Source organism: uncultured Arthrobacter sp. (assembly GCF_947495145.1).
In the GTDB taxonomy this organism is placed as follows: Bacteria; Actinomycetota; Actinomycetes; order Actinomycetales; family Micrococcaceae; genus Arthrobacter_D.
This window is the reverse complement of sequence record NZ_CANLXP010000012.1, coordinates 86920-104555: the sequence shown is the minus strand read 5'-3', so window position 1 is coordinate 104555 and position 17636 is coordinate 86920. Positions and strand designations below refer to the sequence as shown.

The window sequence follows — 17636 nt, the reverse complement described above, 5'->3', positions numbered from 1 at the left end:
GATCGGGTACTTCCGCTGTGCTGCCATGAAATCATCCTCCGGGTAATCGATGTCTCCATCAAACCCGGTGCGGTTCACCGGACGCCCGATCGCCGAACCCGCTGCCCGGGACCGTGTCACGGACCCGTTCCTGCCCAAGATCGAGGAATGGGTCGAGGGCTCGAAGGGCCGGATCCGCGCCGATAAAGCCCACGAAAAACTCGTCGCCCTCGGCTATGAGGGTTCTGAGCGGTCGACCCGGCGGGCGATCGCTCAGGTCAAAGCCGCGTGGCGTCTCGGACACACCCGGGTGCACCGGCCGTGGATCACCGAGCCGGGTATGTGGTTGCAGTACGACTTCGGCGACGGTCCGCGCATCAATGGGGTGAAGACCGTCTTGTTCGTCGCCTGGCTGGCTTGGTCCCGGTTCCGGATCGTGATCCCGCTCAAGGACCGGACCGCACCCAGCGTGTTCGCCGCCCTGGATCGGTGCTTCCGGATCCTGGGCGGGGCACCGACGTATGTGCTGACCGATAACGAGAAGACCGTGACCACCGCCCATGTTGCCGGGGTCCCGGTCCGGAACCAGCAGACCCTGGACTTCGCCCGGCATTACGGTGTCACGGTGCTGACCTGCCAGCCCGCGGACCCGGCCAGCAAGGGCGGAGTCGAAGCCGCGGTGAAACTCGCCAAAGCCGACCTCGTTCCCACCGACACCAACCTCCGCACCGACTACGGGACCTTCACCGAGTTGGAGGCGGCGTGCGAGGCGTTCATGGATCATGTGAACCAGCGCGAACACCGGCTCACCCGGCGTAAACCCGTGGCGATGCTCGCCGAGGAACAACCCCGGTTGCATCGGGTTCCGGGCACCGCGCATACGGTCGCGTTCGGGCTCTCCCGCACCGTCCCGGAGAACACCCCCATGGTGACCTTCGAGAACGGGCAGTACTCGGTGCCGGCGCACCTGCTCGGCGCCCGCGTGTTCGTCCGCGCCCACGGCACCGGGCCCGGCGAGCAGATCATCATCGTCCATCACGGCCCTGCCGGTCCGGTCGAAGTGGCCCGGCACCGCCGTGCCCGCCCGGGCAGCCCCGCGATCTGTGATGAGCACTTCCCCGGCACCAGGACCCGGATCCCGGGTGATTACACGGTCAAGGCCCGCACCGCTGACGAGGCCGAGTTCCTGGCCCTCGGGGAAGGAGCCCGGACCTGGCTCATCGAAGCCGCCGCCGCAGGCGCGCAGCGGATGAACGTGAAAATGGCCGAAGCCGTCACCCTGGCCAAAATCGCCGGCACCGCAGCCGTGGACCGGGCCCTCGGAAACGCCGCGCTGCACGGCCGGTTCGCCCACGGCGACCTTGCCTCGATCCTGAACGCCACCACCAAACGCACCACCACGCACGCCGCCAACGAGGACCGGTCCCTGACCCAGGGCACCGCCGCCTGGTCCCGGCTCGGCACCACCGAGGAGGCAGCCGAATGAGCCCCGTCACCACAACTAACACCGCCGCACCGCCGTTGCCTGCGGAACTCGAAGCGCTGATGCGTCAGTTGAAGATGCCGCACGCCCGTGCCCTGGCACCGGAACTGATCGCCACCGCGAAAGCGCAGCGGTGGGAACCGGTCGAAGTCATCAAGGCCCTCTTCACCGAGGAAACCGCCGGGCGGGCCCGGTCCATGCTCGCCAACCGGCGCAAAGCAGCAGGCTTTCCCACCGGGAAAACCTTCGATGCCTGGGACCCCGACGCCTCGTCTATCCCCGCCCCGACCCAACAAGCATTACGGACCCTGGAATGGGTCACCCGGCGGGAGAACCTCGTCGTCTGCGGGCCCTCGGGGACCGGGAAAACGTTCTTCCTCGAAGCACTCGGCCAGCAAGCCGTGGAAGCCGGAATGAGAGTGGCGTGGTTCCGGCTCGAGGACCTCGGTGTCCTGATCCGTGCGCACCGCACCGATGACAGCGTCACCCGAGCCGTGTCCCGGATCCTACGCGCCGAGCTGGTGATCATCGACGACATCGGACTGCTGCCGGTGGCCACGGACGCCGCCGAAGGCCTCTACCGGGTCGTTGACGCAGCCTACGAGAAACGCTCCATCGCGATCAGCTCCAACCTCCACCCCGCCGGCTTCGACGAGCTCATGCCCAAAACCCTCGCCACCGCCACCGTCGACCGGCTCCTGCACCACGCCCACGTCTGCCAAACCAGCGGCGATTCCGTCCGCCTCACCCAAGCCCTCGCCGGGAAAGGAGTCACCGCCCTGAACTAACCCCATCCCCAACGATGGCCAACCCCGCCGAACCACACAGTGGGCAGATCTGTTGGCCATCACCGGGCAGTTTTACTGGCCACCAGCGGGCACATTCACTGGCCGCCTATGGGCAGAAACTAATGGCCATTGACACAGGAGCTTTTGGGCGAGGAGGATTTGAACGTCCTCCGGGCCACCAATGAGATCGCGAAGAATCGCTATTTCGAACCGGTCGTAGACCTCAGCGAGACACTCCCGGTACTTCATCCTCACGTTCTGAAGGCCATCCGCGAGATGGTCGATCAAGGGTTATGGAGCAGTAGACCGCCCTGGCGTATTTTCTGACGGATCGCTCAGCGCACCTGCTGAAAGGGGATGCCCGCTAATCCGTGGGCAGGCCTGGCCTTTCTACTTGGCAGCGGGCATCTGCCCGGTGAAGGCGTATTTCTGATGAACCTTTCGCAGCAGTATGGTCAGGTCCGCTAGTACGAGTTTCGGCATGTCTGATTCATCCGTCTCCAGTATGCGGTCCAGGTTCGGCGTGATGTGGCCGATGATCCTGAGACCTTTCTTTCGCATGCGTGTTGACGTTGGTTCCTGTCCAGTGTGCATAGCTGCAGCGCCGGGGTACATGGCGCGACTTTCGGCGATCCCGAACTCCACTGCCCGTAAGGGCCCGCTCAGCCACCACTGCCGCCATGATTCGGATGCGTTGATGTCCATGGCGACTTCTCTCATGGTTGCCCGATATAACTGCACCCGGTGAGGAGCATGTTCGAGCTGTTCTGCATATTCGAGGAAGCGCGGTTCGTCTTCACGGGGTTTGAGGGGCCACAGCGTGTCGGTGCTGCGCTCGTAGGCCTCCTCGAAGGCATCTGGGAGTCCGTTCCCAATCATGCCCTCGAAGAAGTCGAACATTGCAGGCCGATCCAGTTGCTCCAGAAAGTGTCCATCGGGCGGTGGGACATTGCCGACGAGGACTTGATACAGGCACCAGCCCTTCAGCCACTGCTCGTAGCTGAAGGGCTGCGGGTCATCCACCCTGCCCAATAATGGAGGGGCTGCGGGGTCAAAGTCCTGGGGGTTTGGTGGATTGCCCTTGTCCGGTTCAACGGTCTTCGCCGCGAAGAGTGCCTGGGACTCGGGCCTAGCCTTCCATTGGATGAATAACTCGGACGCGCTGCGCTGGGCTTGCTCGAAGAGATCAATGATCGTCTCAGCGTCCTCAGAGCTGAGCTTCTTCACCAGCGCATTGTGCTGAGGGCCCGGATCCCGGTTCCACAGCCTGGCCCGCCTCACAAAAACTTCAAGATCCATAAGTCCTTCACCAAATACGAACGGTCAACGCAAGCCACCAGAAGCACTTCTCGCAGAATCTACCCGCTCCGGCCAAAACCGGATCATTCTCCGATCAAAGGGTGTTTAGGAGTTGTGCATGAGTTTCCTGAGACAGGTATCTCCAACTTTGGGGCGGTTCTAGCGAATGGTCATTACGCAGTTCGTTGAGCGATAGATGCCGCCGGCTAGGAGTGACATCCTCAAGGTGGAGGGCATGCGCAACCGTCGATCCGTCGAAGTACGCTGTGAATTCCTCATGACTTAGGCCAAGCCGCGAGCCATACCGCTCCCAAATCACTCCCGGTGTACCGGAAGTAACACCGGCGACCCTTGCATAAGCGGTGATTGCCTGTTCTTCCCCCGAGGAGTACATCACCAACAATCTTCCAATCGGCGACTGTGGAATCTTTTTGCGCAACTCAAAAGTCTTCGTGCCAGCCAAGATAGAGCGAACGAAACGCGTTCGGATTGATATGAGGACCGCGTCCGAGTGCTTATCCAATTGATGGGACGATTGAGGAGTCCTCATTGGTTCATGCCTTTGCTATAAATTTCGTGGAAGGCAGCGTCGGGTACCTCCCGGGCGGTTGGTACCTTGTTCAATGCTCGACCATGTGCGCTCACGATAGCTTCTGCATCGGACAGCTTCACAGACGAGCGGAAGATCTCGGTGTCACCGAAGCGGAGTGCGACGGCCTCTCCCGTTTTACTCGCGCGTGACTCGATATCAGATTTAGACCAAACGCCGTACTTCTGGAATCTCTTGTGCAGGGCGCCCGGCGTTGCACGGTGAGTCGAGATGAGCTGGGACGCGGCGACAACTGAACCACCGAGCGGTCCGCTCGCATACCATAGGATCCTGCCCGGTGCCTTCGGTGTGTATGGAGCCGACTTGTAATAGACGTGCCTCCGGCTGATCCCGAGGTCCTTTTTGCGGGCGAGGAGCGGGTTGTCGTACCCAAGAAGCTCGCTAGCGAACGCCTGTTTGATGGGAACTACGTAGCATCGGAGCGGTGCATCTCGGATTTTTAGCGGCCATAGTTGGCGCTCCAACCTTGCATAGTCGCTAGCATTTGTCAGGCCACTCTCGACCCAGGGCGATAGGTCCCACCCGGCAAAATGACCTGTGCGAAGTTCGTTGAGTTCGACCTGGACATCAACCACCTGAATGGTCCAACGACCGTTGAGGAGTTTTGCTCCCTCCTGCTCAAGAATGTCTGCGTAACTCTCGCCGCCCCCTGGCGCAGGGTCTGTGAGGACGATCCGGAGAGCGCCCTGACGCAGGGCCTCATGTCTGAGCTGAAAGAGGAGTTGCTTGAGAAGGGCGGGGCCTAAGGGGGCGCGCCGCACTCTGAGCAACTCTAGGTCAACGACTCCGGCAGAAGTGTTTGTAACTATCAGTGCATCAGCAAGACGGCTATCGGACGTACGTACTATCTGTATGTCCGAATTCATTTTGGATCGCACGATGCTTCTGAACTGCGCTTTGGTCTCGCCGCTATGCGTACTCACCAGGTGGTCAAGTTCGCGGTCTACGCCGGCCGGAGCCTGCCCAATCGTTAGTTCCGTGTTCTGAATTCTCTCGGTGCCATCCCTGCGAACTCCTTTGAGCTCATCAATCGTCAAAAGAAGTTGGGAAGGGTGCAGAATATCAACGCCATGTCGCAGAGCTAGCGGGCGCAGAAGTTTCGCGGCGTTGTCGTCATTGGTGACCATGACGGACGCCCCGCTGACAATAGTTTCCGCAACGAGGCGTGCATCAGCCTTCAAGCTGGGGTCTTTGAGCAGATCAATGGGAGGGATGGCCCGCAGCAGTTCGCTGCAAAGAGCATCGCATACTGACAGTTCGCTGGAGAGCTCTTCAAACCTTCCTAGCTGGGACATGACCCGCCGCCGGCGGGTGACTGGTTCGAGCCCGGACAGTTCATTTCTCACCGACCGCGAAACACAGTAGGTCACCTCTCCCTGCAAGATAGGAGACTCGAGAAACTCCTCGGTCTCTGGATTTCGGTCCAAGAGGATATCCATGATGACGTTGGTGTCTAGTGCGACTTGAATACGAGGATCGTCCGCCAACGAGGCTGAGAACAGGTCGATATGACCGAAGGATCTCCGCCAGGCAGTCAACTCGGCTTTGTCCCTGCCCCTCCCTTCGGGGAAGCTCTCCGCTTGGAAGCCGAGCTTGGGCCAGACGCGATGCGCGGGATAGTCCCGGCGGCACTTAACGCGGATGCCTTGCCTGTCTGCGTGCTGCAGTTGTATTTCGTCCACCAACCGTCGGGAGAGGCCTGCCCCGCGGTAACCCGGCTCTATGCAAAGGTGGATCAGTCGAACGTCAGCGTAGGGTAGGGCGAAAAGCACGTAGCCAACCAACTTGTCACGGTCGAAGGCTCCGTAAACGCAGTTCGCAAGGATAGACGTCCGGTAAGCGTCGTGCGGATAGAGCCCGAGATACTTCTTGAATCGGTCACCCAGTTCCACGACAGCCTCAAAGTCGGCTTCGTTGCATGGCCGAATGACCACCGATTCCCCCACGGCGCTTCCTGTCTGTCCTGGCGCAGTACTGCGCACACCCAATCTAGCTTCCAGTTCCGATCAAATTGGTCAATTGAAAGCTGAAGTGTGGCACCACCACCGAAGATGGCTCACTAAGCTAGATCGGCAGCAAGTTCGCTGGGCTGGGAGCACAGCCCTCTCGTGAACCATAATTCAGCCGCGTAAGCCGAACCCCAAGAGCACGGCTACCGCTCGTGTTATAGCTTCCAGTACCGCTGCCCCGTGCTCGTCGACTCTTCAGTCGATCGTGTTGAGGGGGTCGTCAAGCTGGCGACGCCTCGCGCTGAGCATGAGCTTGATCATGACGGCAATCACAATGAAGAAGACGGCTAAAGGAAGCGTTACGGCTGTTATATGAATACCACCGAGGGACGCGGAGACGATGCTCTGTAAGAGGAAAGATGGCTCCTGCAATGGAGGCAGCGAACATTATCCTTCTCCAAGTGGCAGCATCACGGTCATTCAGCGAGAACAACTTGGACGCCATAGTGCGCTCCCTTCGGGTTATTTAGAACGCTGGCATCCAAACGACGCATTGTCCAGAGCGGCGGAGTGTTAACGCGCCGTATTCACCATCGGCTGCCCGCCCCAGCGCCGTAAGCCGAAGGCTCACCGTAAGTACTTCCTTCGTCATGGTTGGGCTCCTTCGGCTCATGCGGCCCGGTCCAGAGGAAGTCGCCCAGCTGGACAATCGTTAGAGGGGCGGCAACATGACAGTCGTTCCATCGCCATATTCGACGGTAACCCCGTGAGTGCGATCAATCTCCGTAGGGGTTACCAGCACATGGGTGCGGGGAGCCATGTCACCTGAGCACACGTCGGCTTCGCGCCGATCTGTGCCGATAACTAGGCGATGGGCGTCAACGACCTCGATCGATGACGGAAATGAAGGGCAGCTCGAACTCCCTGCGAGGACTATGGCGAACTTGTTGCCTCCATCAAGCCACCCAACCCTTGGAAACGGATAAGCCGAATCTTGTGGGACAGAGCTCTGCTCTGCGGTGATTGCCTCCGTAGGAAGCGGGCCTTGTAACTCTGACTCGGCAATCGATCCAGGTGAGACCGACTGCTGCTGAGCCGTCAACCCGGGTGTGGGCGCCGCTGATTCGGCTGCGCACCCCGCTAGTCCCGCCGTGATCGCGATCACTCCGAACCAAGTAATTCTCCCCATAGCTCGAGACTACGAGACGAAGTCTAGGACGTCACTCTAGTTGGCGGCACCAGCTCTCTGACTACGTTGAAAATCTCCGTAAGCAAACCGTCAGCGCGCCGGTAGGCACATTGAGGGCAAACTCATTGTTTGCAAGCTGGTCCTCCTGGCAGTGAAGCTGGCCGCCGTCTACTTTGGGAAGTACCGCCAGATGCCCTCTGTGAGGACGTCCACAGCGTCATCGGTCACGCTGATGGCCGTCTGGTCATCGATGGCGTAGGACGGGTGGCGTATACCGGCAGCCCATTTCTCTGCTGCCGCGAGAGAGTTACCGGGTGCGCCATCAGGCGCGAGGTGCGGGCAGATCGAAAAGTGAACCATTCCCAGTGCGCCGTCGTCACCCGTCGTCGGCTTCCAGCCGACGAACTCTCGACCTATCTGCGGAGTCATCACCATGCTGCCAGCGCTCATCCCAACCCACACAGTTTTCGTCAGCGACGGGAACATGTCGACCAGTCCCGACTGCTGCACCCAGTGGTTGAGGTATAGGGCGTCACCGCCAGCCGCCAGTAACACGTCGGTCTCCAGAACGAGTGGCTTCCATCGTTCTTCATCGATGCTCGGCAGCGCGGTCAATTCCAGCACGCCGACCGATCTCCATCCGAGGTCAACCATGGGATTCTCGGATCTTCCGCTGATGAATTCCCATGCCTTGATGCCGGGGCCGACCCATGGGTGGCCATATTGGGCGGTGGGAATGCACAGTGCGCTGGACTCGCTGATCGGCTTGCTGAGAAGCTCTTCGAGCGCAGTGAGGATCGTTGGATTGGTGACGCCTGCCGAGGTGAGAAGAAGCTTCACGGCGCCATCCTAGCGGCTGCCGCTAGTCGCACCGCGACTCGATCAACCGGCGCTCGCCGAGCCCAATCGCCAGCGAGCACCCGCACGACCATCAAATGCACGTAAAACCGGCACGATGAAATGCCCCGTGAAGGCTCGATAAGTGCAACACTGAAATGGTGAAGATCGGCTACGCGCGAGTCTCTACACACCAGCAAGACCTCACCATTCAAAGATCCAGAAACGTGCCGCAACGACGAAATTCTGAACCACTTACCTCGTGAGCCTGCTACGGAACAACAGGTACACGAAGTACGGCGCACCAAGCAGTGCGGTCAGCAGGCCCGCCGGAAGCTGCGCCGGAGCGATCATCGTCCGGCCGATCATGTCGCCCACACACACCAGCAACGCGCCCAGCAGCATCGCCGTCGGGATTGCGAGCTTATGCCTGGAACCCACCAGTGCACGGGCGGCATGCGGCGCCACCAGCCCCACAAACCCGATGACGCCGATTCCGGCCACCGAGGACCCTGTCAGCACCACTGCACACACCAACAGGATCAACCGCGACCGCGGAACCGCAATGCCGAGCAGCTTGGGAGTGTCCTCATCTAGCGCCAACAGGTCCTGGGTGCGGTGCAGCGAACCGATAATCGGCACCGTGAGCAACAGCGCAACGGCCATCGGAATCAGATGATCCATCGACCGGCCATAGGTGGACCCGGACAGCCAAGTCAGCGCCTTCGCCTCATTCCACGGGTCCGTGAGCACTATGAGCAGGGTGATCGCGGCCATGGCAGCCGCCGAAACACCGATTCCCACCAGCACGAACCGGTCGGTTTGCAGCCCGCCACGGAAAGCAAGACCGAAGACGACGGCGGCAGCCACCGCCGCGCCCACACCCGCCGCCCCCGCGATCAGCCAGAACCCCGCCAGCGGAATGAAAGTGATGACTGCGATCGCTCCAATCCCCGCGCCCCCGGAAACACCTATGATCGAGGGCTCCGCCAGCGGGTTCCGGCTCACCGCTTGGATGGCCGTCCCAGCCAGCGCCAGCGACGCCCCCGCAAGCAGCGCCGCGCCAACACGCGGGAGGCGCGCGTCCATCACACTCAACACCACTGGTCCTGCCTGCCCGGAAACCCAATTGGCAACGTCCCCCAGCAGCAGCTTCGCGTCCCCAAGAAGCAGCCCGGCAAGGGTGCCCGCAACGAGCAGCAGGGCAAGCAACACAACGACGACGGCGCCCGCACCCGGCCGCGTTCCCCGCAGGGACACTGGACGTGCCTCCCGCGTAGGCCCCGAGGTCCGCATCCGATGCGCAAGGATCACGAGGAAGACCGCGCCGAACATGGTAGTCACCACGCCTGTCGGAACCTCCACGGCACTCTGTGCCCCCACCAGCGCGCGCAGGAGGACGTCCGCCCCCAGAACGAGAAAGATACCCGTGAGGGCGGAGGCAAGGATGAGTGCAACGTGCCGGTGAAGGCCCGGAATCTTCGCGGCCGCAAGCCGGACGACGGCAGGGGCAGCCAGGCCAACAAAACCAATCGGACCGGAAATGGTGACGGCCGCAGCCGAAAGCAGAACGGCGAGCACAATCGCCAGAACCTGCGTCCCACGAACATTGATTCCCAGCACCCGCGCCTGGTCATCCCCAAGCGTGAGCAGATCCAGCGAGCGGGATTTCAGGAGCAGAACGACCAGCACTACGCCTATCAATGGCGCGAGGACCACGAACTTGTCCATCCCGCTCTGTCCGAGCGAACCCGCACCCCACGCGAACAGTCCGCGCGTCTCCTGGGCGAACAGAATGAGAAGGGTCTGGGTCAGGGCAGCAAACGCCAGTGCGATGGCTGAGCCCGCGAGGACCAGCCGCACGCTTCCCGACTGACCGGAGCCCGCCAGCGCCAGCACCAAAGCGGCAGCCGCGATCCCGCCGAGGAAGGAAACGCCGACGGCGCCGAGCAGCGGAACCTGCAGGCCAACCGCCGCGACCGCCACGATGGCCAGATGCGCACCGGCATTGACGGCAAGGGTGTCAGGGGAGGCCAGGGCGTTGCGGGAGACGGACTGCATGATGACACCCGCCACCCCGAGCGCTCCACCGACCAGAACTCCGGCTACCAACCGCGGCACCCTGCTGGCGCCGACAATGGCGGCCGTCTCGGCGTCGTCGTTCCCTAATAACAGGCCCAGAATGTCCGTCGCATTGACTGTGGAGGTGCCCTGGGTGATGTGCACCAGGGCGAGGAGCGCGGTGGCCGTTCCGAGGAGCAGGCCGAACACCACGAGCCGGATCCCTGGCCTCGCGTCAGCAACCTGTTCAGCTGAGGAGGCGGCGCGGGTCAGGGTATCCGGCGTCATGGGTTTTACTTCTGGTCAGCCACTGCGGAGACGGCCGCATCGATGACTTGCTCCATCGACGTGGGCCCACCGAACATCCAGATGGAGTCGGGGAAGCGCTGAACGTTGCCGGCCTCGACGAACGGCAGCGACTTCCAGATAGCGTTGTCCGCGAGCTCGTCCTGGTAGGGGTCGCCGAAGGTGTCATTGGCGATGTACCAGAAGCGGGTGTCCTCGGGGAGGGCGGTGAGGCCCTCGACATCGGTCTGGGCGAGGCCGTACACGGGATCGCCTTCCAGATCCCACGCGTTTTCGAGACCGAGTCCGGCGAGCACATCGGACACCAGCGAGCCGGTGGCGAAGGGGCGGATGGAGACGCTGCCTGCGTCGACGTACGCGTCAGAGAAAGCAACCGGAGCGCCGGCGGCTCCGGCTTCCTCGATGGCCGCGCGCCCCTCTTCGGTCTTGGCTTCGAAATTGGCCTTCAGCTCTGCTGCCTGGTCCTCGGTGCCGGTGGCCTTGGCGATGAGATCGAGGTTCTCGAACATCTGGCCGATGTTGTCGGCCGAATCCCCGCCCGGAACCACGATGACGGGAATGGTTTTCTCGATCTGCTCGATGGCGCCCTCAACCAGCTGATCGGTGACGAGCACCAGGTCCGGCTCCAGTGCGACAAGGGTGTCGATGCTTGGCTCGCCGCGGACGCCGATGTCCGTAACAGTGTCGTCCAGCGGGGCGGAGCTGACCCAGGTGTTGTAGCCCTCGATGTCCGCGACGCCAACGGGCATGACGCCCAGCGAGACAACGTTCTCGACGACGTTCCATTCAGTTCCGGCGACGCGCTCGGCAGGCCCGTCGAGGATTACCTCCTTGCCGCGGGCGTCGGTGATGGTGATGCTCTCACCGGATGCCGCCGCTGTTTCTTCAGTGTTGCTGGCGGCTTCCTCGGTGGTGCCGCAGGCAGAGAGGGTGAGCAGAGCAGCGGCCGCGAGGGCAGCGAGGATCTTCGGTTGTTTCATCAGGGTCATTTCTGTGGAGGCGCGAACGGCGCGAACGCGCTTTCGATGGGGTGAACGGGTGGAATCAGGAAGCTTGAAGGACCGTGGCGGAATGATTGCCGACGGCGTTGTGCCGGCCCACTGCACGGGTATGGACGGTTCCGCCGGAGACAGTGACATCGACACGCACCCCGTAGGCGGCTGAAAGATGCTCTGCGGTGAGCACCTCGAGGGGGGACCCCTGCGCGCGGATGGCACCGTTTTCAAGCAGCACCACATGGTCGGCGATGGCCGCCGCCTGGTCCAGATCATGGAGAACGACGCCGACGCTCACCCCGTGATGGCTCGCCAGGTCACGCACGACGTCGAGAATCTCCACCTGATACCGCAGGTCCAGATAGGTGGTGGGTTCATCGAGGAGCAGGACCCCGGTGTCCTGTGCCAGGCAGCTGGCAAGCCAGACGCGTTGCAGTTGACCGCCGGAGAGGGCTGCCACCGGCCGGTCTGAGAGTTCCGCGGTGCGGGTGAGTTCCATGGCGTGCGCAACGACGGCGGCACCGCGGGCATCGCTGCCGGTCCAGCGGCTGCGGTGCGGGTGGCGGCCGAAGTCCACGACCTCGCGGACGGTGATGCCGGCCGGTACCGGACGGCTTTGGGCGAGGAGCGTGATCTTCCTGGCGAACTCCTTGGCTGACAGCGCGAAGACATCGGCGCCGTCGGAGGTGGTGACGCTTCCGGTGTCCGCGGTGTGCAGCCGGGCAATGGTGCGCAGCAGGGTTGACTTTCCGCTGCCGTTGGGGCCGATCAGCGCGGTCACGGCGCCGGGCTTCAGTTCGAATGACACGTCGCGGACCGCCGGTTGACGCCCATAGGAGATGCTCACGTTAGCAACGTCGAGACCGACCGGTGAGGTGCGGGTCGCGGTGCGGAGGACGGGTTCGGCGAGGGTCACTCCACTAAGGTAAGGCGATCCTTAGTGATCTGGCAAACATTACGCAACAGAAGCGTTGCGTAATCCATTGTGCCGACATCGGTCAGCGGATCGTGGCGTACCAGATCAGCAGCATCGTCACGAAGAACCCGGTCACATAGTTGAGCCACAGGAACCGTTCCCAACCGCGGTGGGCGAGCTCGGCTTCGTCGTCCTCCAGGGTGGCAAACGGAACAATGTTGACCACGTACAGCAGCGCCAGAAACGACGCCAGCGGACCCGGCCAGGGCGTGAACAGCAGAAGCGCGCCGCTCACCAGATAGGCGGCAATGGCGAACCGCACGGTGGCGCGCCCACCGGTGACGGTCGCAATGGAGGCGATGCCGCCCGCCCGGTCCGCCACCACATCCTGCACCGCGCCGAACGCCTGGCTCGCCACCCCCCACAGGAAGAACGAGGCCAGCAGGGCCCAGAGCGCCGGAGTGAACTCGGCCTGCGCCAGCACCAATCCGTACACGGCCGGACTCACAAAGTGCGTGCTCGAGGTGACCGAGTCAAGGAACGGGCGTTCCTTGAACCGAAGCTTCGGCGCGCTGTACGCGATGACCGCGAAGACACTGATGGCCAACACCAGCCAGGACAGCGGTCCGCCGAACAGAACCAGAACTGCGAGGAACGGAACGTTGGTGGCGATCGCCGCGCGGAGGGTGGTCGCGTGCATGGTTCGGTCCAGCACGGCACCTTCCACGCCACCTTTGCGGGGATTGCGGAGGTCGGACTCGTAATCGAACACGTCGTTGATCCCGTACATCGCCAGGTTGTAGGGGATGAGGAAGTAGATGGTGCCGATCACCCAGGCAAGGTCGATTCGCCCGGCGGCCAGCAGGTAGGCGGCCGCGAACGGGAACGCAGTATTCACCCAGGACAGGGGGCGTGAGGACAGCAGGAGGGTGCGGATGGTCTTCATGGCTGTCGCTTCCGTCGGCGCTCACCCAGCAGCATCCACAGCGCCGGCAGCAGGAGCACCGCCGCCACCGGATAGGCGAAATCCTCCAGCGGAGCAAGGCCGACCGAGAGCCCGGAAATGAGACCCGGCGCGTAACTGAACAGGCCGGCGGCGATCATGATGTTGTCAAACACCGCCGTGAGAACCAGCACGACGACGGCGGCGCACCCCGCTGCTGCCAGCGCAGCCTTACGGCGGCGGCCCCCCAGGGCGACGGCGGCGGCAAGACCCACGGCGAGCGCCGGAAGGAGGAAGACGGCATTGAGTGCCCAATACGTCACGAGCGTTCCTCCACCTGGGCGGATCGGCGGGAGTGCAGCTGCTCAAAGCCCCGGCGGAACATGAGGAACAGGTTCATCACGAGGTAGCTGAGGAACGTCAGGAAGACCACTTCCTCAAGCGGCAGTTCGGGCGCGAGCGTGATGCCGAGCATGATGTCGGTCTGGCCCCGGTAGAAGATTCCCAGCCCGATGCCTGCCAGGTCCCAGGCGAGGAAGAACAGTACGCCGGTGATGAGCACGGCAGCCGCGCGGCCGGCGTCGTGCCAGAAAAACAGGCGCAGCCGCTGGTCCAGAAGCACCATGCAGCCCAGCGACGCCAGCAGAAACAGCAGGTAGGCGGCACCCATCAAGCGTCAGTGCTCTCGCGGACCTTGCCGGGGCGCAACGGCACGGGCAGGGGTCCGGTGCTTCCATCGCGGCGCAGCCGCTTGATGACGAGCTCCGCGCTGATCAGGCACATGGGGATCCCGATGCCGGGGATGGTTGAGCCACCCGCGTAGTACAGGCCCTGCACTTTCCGGCTGATGTTTCCTGCCCGGAAGAACGCGCTCTGCTGCAGGGTGTGTGCCGGGCCCAGCGAGGTGCCCTTCCACGAGTGGTAATCGCGCTGAAAGTCAGCCGGTCCGTAGCTGCGGCGCAGCACTATCCGCTCAGCAAGGTCGGGCACTCCTGCCCACTCGCTGAGCTGTTCAATCACGGCGTCGGCGACGCGCTCGATCCGCTCACCACCGCTGCCGCCGAGGCTCGGATCGGCCGGAATCGGCACCAGGACAAAGACGTTCTCATGCCCGTCGGGTGCGACGGTGGGGTCAGTGGCGCTGGGTTTGCACACGTACATCGAGGCAGGCGCCGGTATGAAGGGGGTCCGGCCGAAGATCGCCCGGAAGTTCTCTTCCCAGTCCGCCGTGAAGAGCAGCGTATGGTGCTCCAGTTCCGGCAGCTCGCCGCGGACACCCAGATAGAGCAGCAGGGCACTGGGCCCGGCGGTACTGCGGTTCCAGTACTTCTCGGGGTAGGTCTGCAGTTCCCGGGGGAGTAGCGCGGTTTCGGTGTGGTGGAGGTCGGCAGCTGAAACGACGACGTCGGCCGCCATGGTTGTTTGGGCTCCGTTTCCGGAGCGGTAGCTGACCCCCCGTACCGCCGCGGGGCGCTTCCGTGAGGCTGTGGGGGTGGTGTCGATCGCGGTGACTTCGGCGTCCGTGATGATCTCGACGCCGGCATTCCGGGCGAGCCGCTCGAGCGCGTCGACCAGCCGGGTGAATCCGCCCATGGGGTAGAGCACACCGTCGTCGAGGTCGAGGTGGCTCATCAGGTGGTACATGCTCGGCGCGGTGAACGGCGAGGTGCCAAGGAACACTGCCGGGTACTCGAGGATCTGCTGCAGCCGCGGATCGGAGACGTAGCGCCGGGCGTAGCTGTGCAAAGGCTCCAGCAGCAGGCGGGCAAGGCGCGGCAGACGGCCGAGCACATCCGGTGTCAGCAGCGAAGCGAACGACTCAAATGTGGAGTAGAGGAAGCGCCGGGTGGCCATGGTGTAGGTTTCGGCCGCTGAGTCGAGATACTGCTCCAGCCTGGCGCCCGCTCCGGGCTCGAGCCGCTCAAAGAGCTCCACCACGCGGCGCCGCTCAGCGGGGACGTCCACGGGCTCGGCGAATCCCTCGGACAGAAGCCGGTAACCCGGGTCGAGTTTCACCAGGTCCAACTGCTCAGCGGCGGAGGTGCCGAGCAGCTGGAAGTAGTGGTCGATCACCTCCGGCATCAGGTACCAGGAAGGACCGGCGTCGAACCGGAAGCCGTCCTCGCTCCAGGAATGCGCCCTGCCGCCCACGGAGTCCTGCTTTTCGAGCACCGTGACTGAGTGGCCCTCGGCGGCCAGCAGCGCAGCGGTGGCCAGTCCGCTGATGCCGCCGCCAATGACGACGGCGGTGCGTCCGGACGGGGTGCATGCCTTCACTGTGCCTCGACTCCGGTGGTGTGCGGATGTAGTGGCTCAAGTCCGCGCCTGCCGGTGAGGACAGCGGCTGCGATGCGGAGCTTCACCGGATTGGGGACGCTGATCCGGGTGCGGATGAGTTCTGAGGCGGGCGTGGCGCGGATCCGTTCGGCCAGTTCGGCGAACAGTTCCTGGGCCAGCGCGACCGCCCTGCGGCTCGACGGCGGGAGCCCGCGGAGTACTGCGCGTGACTCGCGGAGGTCGTGCTCGATGTCGGCCAGCAGCCGTGCCTTGTGTGCCTCGTCGAAGTTGGCGGGGGAGACGTCGGGGAAATAGCTGCGGCCCAGTGACTGGAAGTCTTCGGCGAGGTCCCGCAGGAAGTTGACCTTTTGGAACGCAGCGCCGAGGTGCCGCGCCCCGTGCTCCAGCCGTGCCGTTTCCGCCGCGCTCACGGCATGCCCGGCCAGGAAGCACTTCAGGCACATCAGGCCCACCACTTCCGCGGAGCCGTAGACGTACTCGCTGAAGGACGCCGCAGTGTGTTCCACCTGGTCCAGGTCCGCCCGCATGGAGGCGAAAAACGGGCGGGTCAGGTCAGTGCCGATCCCGGTGCGGCGGGCGGTGTCTGCGAAAGCGTGCACCACGAGGTTGGTGCTGTAGCCAAGGGCCATGGCACGCTCGGTCTCCCGCTCAAACTCATCCAGCTGCCGCCGGGTTTCCTCGGATGCCAGTCCAGCGGCGGAGGTGACGCCGTCGACAACCTCATCGGCGACCCGCACCAGTGCGTAGACGGACTCCACCTGCCGGCGCACGCCGGCATCGAACAACCGCGACGCCAGCCCGAAAGAGGTGGAGTAGGAGCGCAGCACCACAGCTGAGGACTTGAACGCGGCATCCGTGTAGTCAGCGAGTGCATCGCGGTTGCCGCTCACGCGCGGATCCGCTCGGAAACGACGTCGGAAAGGGGAGTCAAACCGTCCCGCAGGGCTTGGGGCACAAACGGCTCAAGCAGGAACTGCAGGGCCTGCTCCGTATGGTCAGCGGCGAGCTGCATGGACCGGTCCCGTGCCTTGGATTCGATCAGCAGTTCGCGGACCTCCGTTGCTCCCGATGCGCTGAGGTTTGGGTCCGCCAGGAGCCTGGCAATTCGCGGCCACTGCGGTTGCTCGGCCGCGTAGGAGATGAGCGCGGTCCGCTTGCCCTCACACAGGTCACCCCAACCCACCTTGCCCGTCCGGCTTTCGTCGCCGAAGACGCCGATCAGGTCATCAGCTATTTGATAGGCGATACCGATGCAGCGGCCGAATTCGCCGAGAGCGCGCACCAGCCGATCATCGGCGCCGGCAAGAATGGCTCCGGCCTGCAGCGGCGTTTCAAAGGAGTAGACGGCAGTCTTCAGCCGGGCCATGTCGAGCACTTCATCGACGGGCTGCGGCGTGGGATCGAGGGGAGCCAGCACATCAAGTAGTTCGCCGGCGGCGGAGGCAAAGATGGCTTCGTCGAGAAGATCTTCCAATCGCTGCCGGATCGGTAGGTCAGTGTCGACCTGTCCGAGCAGCCGGTAGGCGTTGGACAGCGCGAGGTCACCGGCGATCACACCGACTGACATGCCGGCATGCTCGGCGCGCGCAGGGCTTGCTCCCTGCTTCTCAGCGACGTTGCGGTAGGTCCCGGAGACGTTCGGCACTCCACGACGGGCGAAGTCCCGGTCCACGACATCGTCGTGCACAATCAGCGCAGTGTGGAGGAGTTCGAAGGACGCAGCGACGGTTGCCGCCGCCGCCTGGTTCGCTCCGCCAAGGAGGGTGTAGACGGTCATCACCAGGCGGGGCCGGAAGCGTTTCCCACCCACCGTGCAGGCCTCGAGGTGCTCCCACATGGCACGGTAATCCGGGTGCATTGCTGCGGCACGGGCTTTCGACCGGGCAAAAAAGGCCGTGAGGACATCATTGACGAGCCGGCTGTCGGTTGAACCAGCCAGTGTGGTCTCCTTGTCCATAGGTAAAGTAAACACGCGCAATCTAT

At 63.3% G+C, this 17636-nt stretch carries 14 protein-coding genes and 1 pseudogene; 2 read left to right on the top strand and 13 right to left on the bottom strand.

Annotated elements, in window-relative coordinates; translation table 11 throughout:
- Window positions 1-100: 100 nt before the first annotated feature.
- Window positions 101-1465, top strand: a pseudogene (gene istA, locus Q0877_RS10890) (IS21 family transposase); the annotation flags it as partial.
- Entirely contained in the window at window positions 1462-2250 is a 789-nt protein-coding gene (gene istB, locus Q0877_RS10885; protein ID WP_299167648.1) for an IS21-like element helper ATPase IstB, read from the top strand. The pseudogene istA and the gene istB, both read left to right, overlap by 4 nt.
- Window positions 2251-2640: 390 nt before the next feature.
- Here the strand turns inward: istB and Q0877_RS10880 are convergent, their stop codons facing one another.
- The 13 genes from Q0877_RS10880 to Q0877_RS10825 all read right to left on the bottom strand — a co-directional run bounded on the left by Q0877_RS10880 (window position 2641) and on the right by Q0877_RS10825 (window position 17610).
- On the bottom strand, window positions 2641-3477 hold the full coding sequence (locus tag Q0877_RS10880) for a hypothetical protein (RefSeq protein WP_299167646.1): 837 nt from the start codon (window positions 3475-3477) through the stop codon (window positions 2641-2643).
- Between the two features lie 166 nt (window positions 3478-3643).
- Window positions 3644-4099 (bottom strand): ASCH domain-containing protein, encoded by a 456-nt coding sequence (locus tag Q0877_RS17100; RefSeq protein ID WP_367182163.1) that lies wholly within the window; start codon window positions 4097-4099, stop codon window positions 3644-3646.
- Complete coding sequence (locus Q0877_RS10875) at window positions 4096-6105, bottom strand: GNAT family N-acetyltransferase (RefSeq protein WP_299167644.1); 2010 nt, start codon at window positions 6103-6105, stop codon at window positions 4096-4098. The genes Q0877_RS17100 and Q0877_RS10875 overlap by 4 nt, the downstream gene beginning before the upstream one ends.
- 1360 nt (window positions 6106-7465) lie before the next feature.
- Window positions 7466-8137, bottom strand: a complete 672-nt coding sequence (locus tag Q0877_RS10870; RefSeq protein ID WP_299167642.1) for a Type 1 glutamine amidotransferase-like domain-containing protein — start codon at window positions 8135-8137, stop codon at window positions 7466-7468.
- Window positions 8138-8389: 252 nt separating this feature from the next.
- Window positions 8390-10483: an iron ABC transporter permease gene (locus Q0877_RS10865; RefSeq protein WP_299167640.1), complete on the bottom strand. Its 2094-nt coding sequence runs from the start codon at window positions 10481-10483 to the stop codon at window positions 8390-8392.
- A gap of 5 nt (window positions 10484-10488) precedes the next feature.
- The gene (locus tag Q0877_RS10860) at window positions 10489-11490 is read right to left on the bottom strand and encodes an iron-siderophore ABC transporter substrate-binding protein (RefSeq protein WP_299167638.1); all 1002 of its coding nucleotides are present in this window, start codon (window positions 11488-11490) and stop codon (window positions 10489-10491) included.
- 55 nt (window positions 11491-11545) lie between these two features.
- Window positions 11546-12343 carry an ABC transporter ATP-binding protein gene (locus Q0877_RS10855; RefSeq protein WP_299167658.1) on the bottom strand — a complete coding sequence of 266 codons (798 nt, stop codon included), beginning with the start codon at window positions 12341-12343 and terminating at the stop codon, window positions 11546-11548.
- 151 nt (window positions 12344-12494) lie between these two features.
- Window positions 12495-13358 (bottom strand): prenyltransferase, encoded by an 864-nt coding sequence (locus Q0877_RS10850; protein WP_299167636.1) that lies wholly within the window; start codon window positions 13356-13358, stop codon window positions 12495-12497.
- Complete coding sequence (locus Q0877_RS10845; protein ID WP_299167633.1) at window positions 13355-13678, bottom strand: lycopene cyclase domain-containing protein; 324 nt, start codon at window positions 13676-13678, stop codon at window positions 13355-13357. Before Q0877_RS10845 ends, Q0877_RS10850 begins: the two co-directional genes overlap by 4 nt.
- Window positions 13675-14025, bottom strand: a complete 351-nt coding sequence (locus tag Q0877_RS10840) for a lycopene cyclase domain-containing protein (RefSeq protein WP_299167631.1) — start codon at window positions 14023-14025, stop codon at window positions 13675-13677. The genes Q0877_RS10845 and Q0877_RS10840 overlap by 4 nt, the downstream gene beginning before the upstream one ends.
- Complete coding sequence (gene crtI / locus Q0877_RS10835; protein ID WP_299167629.1) at window positions 14025-15632, bottom strand: phytoene desaturase family protein; 1608 nt, start codon at window positions 15630-15632, stop codon at window positions 14025-14027. Before crtI ends, Q0877_RS10840 begins: the two co-directional genes overlap by 1 nt.
- Complete coding sequence (locus tag Q0877_RS10830; RefSeq protein ID WP_299167627.1) at window positions 15629-16543, bottom strand: phytoene/squalene synthase family protein; 915 nt, start codon at window positions 16541-16543, stop codon at window positions 15629-15631. The genes crtI and Q0877_RS10830 overlap by 4 nt, the downstream gene beginning before the upstream one ends.
- The gene (locus Q0877_RS10825) at window positions 16540-17610 is read right to left on the bottom strand and encodes a polyprenyl synthetase family protein (protein ID WP_299167625.1); all 1071 of its coding nucleotides are present in this window, start codon (window positions 17608-17610) and stop codon (window positions 16540-16542) included. The genes Q0877_RS10830 and Q0877_RS10825 overlap by 4 nt, the downstream gene beginning before the upstream one ends.
- Between the last annotated feature and the right edge of the window lie 26 nt (window positions 17611-17636).